The sequence below is a fragment of the Verrucomicrobiota bacterium genome (genome assembly GCA_037139415.1).
Taxonomy (GTDB): Bacteria; Verrucomicrobiota; Verrucomicrobiia; order Limisphaerales; family Fontisphaeraceae; genus JBAXGN01.
Genome location: JBAXGN010000336.1, coordinates 1 through 3,334, shown reverse-complemented (window position 1 = coordinate 3,334; position 3,334 = coordinate 1). Strand labels below are relative to the sequence as shown.

General features: G+C 55.1%; 4 protein-coding genes. 1 reads left to right on the top strand and 3 read right to left on the bottom strand.

Features of this window, described 5'->3' with window-relative positions; all coding sequences use genetic code 11:
• Positions 1–250: 250 nt before the first annotated feature.
• Positions 251–799 carry a PEP-CTERM sorting domain-containing protein gene (locus WCO56_29335; protein MEI7733705.1) on the top strand — a complete coding sequence of 183 codons (549 nt, stop codon included), beginning with the start codon at positions 251–253 and terminating at the stop codon, positions 797–799.
• 384 nt (positions 800–1,183) lie between these two features.
• On the opposite strand, the gene WCO56_29330 is transcribed toward WCO56_29335, so the two are convergent.
• The 3 genes from WCO56_29330 to WCO56_29320 form a co-directional block, all read right to left on the bottom strand.
• Positions 1,184–1,561: a putative toxin-antitoxin system toxin component, PIN family gene (locus WCO56_29330; GenBank protein ID MEI7733704.1), complete on the bottom strand. Its 378-nt coding sequence runs from the start codon at positions 1,559–1,561 to the stop codon at positions 1,184–1,186.
• 2 nt (positions 1,562–1,563) lie between these two features.
• Positions 1,564–1,833 carry a type II toxin-antitoxin system ParD family antitoxin gene (locus WCO56_29325; GenBank protein MEI7733703.1) on the bottom strand — a complete coding sequence of 90 codons (270 nt, stop codon included), beginning with the start codon at positions 1,831–1,833 and terminating at the stop codon, positions 1,564–1,566.
• Positions 1,834–2,019: 186 nt separating this feature from the next.
• Positions 2,020–2,736 (bottom strand): DUF4143 domain-containing protein, encoded by a 717-nt coding sequence (locus WCO56_29320; GenBank protein ID MEI7733702.1) that lies wholly within the window; start codon positions 2,734–2,736, stop codon positions 2,020–2,022.
• Positions 2,737–3,334: the final 598 nt, after the last annotated feature.

The window sequence follows — 3,334 nt, the reverse complement described above, 5'->3', positions numbered from 1 at the left end:
CCGGACAATCATGACGCTTGTGATCAAATTCATCGCAGGGAACATATAAGGGTAATGTCCGCGCCCCTCACCCAACGGCCGCCGCCAAAACCGCATTAACGCGCTTGCCTTCCGGCCAAGAACGCAGTATTAGCCTTTCATGCTTGAAACCGAAAAGCCATGTTCCCTAAGTGTCCCGCGTCGAGTGGCGGTGGGCGGAAAGACTGAACAACAGCTAAACCTTGACCGTTACCGGTCGGGCCGTAAAAAAATGCAAATTCCATCGGTTTTGGTGAAAAGCCTGGTTCTGGCGTTCCTCGCAATCGTAGCCCTGGGTTCAAACGCCAAGGCGATGATGATTTACTGCGGGAACTACGACGACCGCGATTGGTATGTGGATAACTCTTACCCCGTGTACCCCGATGCGATCGCGGATGCTGCGGCGATCGGCGGCACGCTGGCGACCATCCGCAGCTACGACGAACAACTCTGGGTGCGCCAGCATGTCTCGAATCTGCCCGCTTGGATCGGCTACCATCGCTCCGACTCCACTGCCAGCGACTGGCATTGGGCTGACGGCTGGAGCGGCGGCTACACCTTCTGGGCTCCTAACAATCCTGCCACTTCGACCATTGCCGATCAATCGTATGTCGTGGCCATGATGGGTAGCTCCGGTGACGGTCCTTGGAACGTCGGCGGGTACCCCAGCACGTACGGTTACGTGGCCATTGCCACGGTGCCGACGGTGCCTGAGCCTGCTTCGCTGCTGCTGCTTGCGGTCGGTGGCGGCGCCCTCCTCCTGCGGCGCTCAAAGCCGTGAACGCCGACTGATCCTAACCGCCGTGCGTCGAGCAGCGAGGGACGCTCGCCGTTAATCGAAGGGGTCACGAAGGGGTTATCAAATTGGAACATGAGCACTGCCGCTCATCCCCCACCGCCCCGAGGCGTTCTGCTTCCGGGGTTATGTCCGCGCCCCTCACAGCGGGCACTGGCGGCACCCCTTGGTTTCTGCGTACTTACCGCAACGCGACAAGTGAAAGCATCCAATGTGCCAAAAAGCAAATTCCTATCAGTGACAGTTTCCCTGCCTACCGCGCTGCCCTTAACCCCGCCTTCCCCCTTTGCTCAACACCCAATCCCCAAACCAACTCTGCCACAGTATTCAAAATGAGAATTGCTGACTCCATGCCCCCTACCATCGACATTATGTATTTATTCTGCGCAGGAATTCTGCGGGGCGAACCGTTGCAATACCAAACGGCTTATCCATGTCCAGCAGATCCTTGTCGTATGTGACAAGATATTGAGCCGATGCGCCCAACGCTGTCGCCAGGTAAATGTCATCTTTTGCATCACGGCTGCGCCGCTTCCCCAGCGGCGACGGTTCGACAAGTCTCGATCTGGTTCTGACCCAGGCTAATTTCGGATGCGGATCAATATCGGGCATTTCTTCCGCGAGTGTTTTAGGGATGACCGATTCATATTCGGCAAGAATGGCATCGCTTGCGTAAAGAAAAACGCGCCGCTGGGCAACGAGTTTCAAACAGTTTCGTGCCGAACCGTTCCACCCAATGCCGGACAAGATTACGTTGCAATCGTAAACCGCCCGGATCCTCGCCGTTCCTTGCGGTGGGATTTCTGGCGGGCAATCACGCGGCTAATGCTCTTCGTATCCGGTTCGCCAACACGGCCACCCGCAAAGACGCTTTCAAACTCCCGCACTTCTTTGGCCAGCTCCCGTTCTTCCAATGAACGGAGGCCCGCTCGGATCACCTCAGATTGGTTGTTATAGCGGCCCGACTCAATCATTTGCCTGATGAAGTCTTGCCAGTAGTCTGTCAGTGCAACACTCATGCTCTAATAGTTACCAACTATTGGCCACTCGTCAAGCCGGGAAAACTGATAAACTGATAAGAAATTGGTTTTTTTTAGCCATCGCACCCCCTCCCGCCAGAATGGCCGCGATGCGGTTAAATTCCCTAACCAGCTTTGGGTTAACTGGTTGAGGGAATCTGTTTGGGTCCGGTCTTAGCTTGGGTTTCAATCCGTCAGGACATTCTCGTAATCCGGCATCGGGTCCACGTCGTCATACGGTTCGTAATGGTATTCCTCGGTTGGCGGTGGACGGGCGGTGGCGAATGTCGGCAAGGGACCGGACCACAGATCCAGGTGGCGAAGGATCTTCTCTATGACCTCGCGGTTGCCCGCTGCGCTGGCCATCGCTTGTAAGCCTCGCACGTCAGCCCTACCCAACGTGGAACTGGCTTTAATTTCAATCCCCACCAGCCGTCCGGAACGGTCTTCGAGCACAATATCCACTTCCTGACCTGCGGCCGTACGCCAGAAGAAAAACTCGGGCTGAATCTCGCTCCATGACGATTGCTTGCGCAGTTCCAGCAATACAAAATTCTCAAGTAGTCCGCCTGCCAGTGTCCCGTCCACCGTCAGCCGTTCTACGGTTAATCCCAACAAATGGGCCAGCAACCCGGTGTCGGGCAGATAAACCTTTGGAGTTTGAATGAGTCGTTGCCCCAGGTTGCACGACCAAGGCTGCAACAGTTGTACCAGGAACGTTGCTTCCAAGAGGGCGAAGTAGCGTTTTAAGGTGGTTTGCGGCATCGCGAGGGTTCGCGACAGGTCGGCAAAATTCAACAATCCACCGGCACGGGTGGCCACGACAGAAAGCAGGCGAGGCACCGCCGTAACATCGGCGACATTCGTCAGGTCACGAACATCACGCTGGAGGATCGTAGTCAAGTATGACTGAAACCAAGCCTTACGACGTGCACCGGCGTTGCGAGCAACCACCACAGGATAGCCACCGGCCAAAACTTTCTCAAACAGTTCATCGCGCCGAAGCCCGCTGGATTTCCATGAAGACCAGACCGGTTCCTTGGAAAATCATGACTGTATAATCAACCAAAAAATGGCAAGAAATTGGTTTCTGAACCAAGCCAACTCCTTCTGCCGCATATGCCGCTGAGATCAGGTCGTGAACGAATATCCGGCGGAATGGTCTGGCGTGGTGCTCGTATCTCCCTCCAATCTAGTCCTTCCCTCTCGATGAAAAGCTAGTGATCATCAACTCCAACGGAGTTGCGGCAGGCTAAAATACAAACCGTGAGCCGTTGAATCCACGATGGGAATGATAACAATAGAGGCTGGCTGCAACACCGGGTTAAAATGCCGCAACTCCGTTGGAGTTGAAGGCCGACGCGCTTTTTCCCAAGGAAGAATCATCGCCCTATCGCCCTCGCTGATTCAACCACTGGGCTGGAGGACAAAACACTTTTGGTGTTTAACTTCAGAACACCGCATCTGCGCCGAATAATTTGATACCATTGGGGATTGGCGG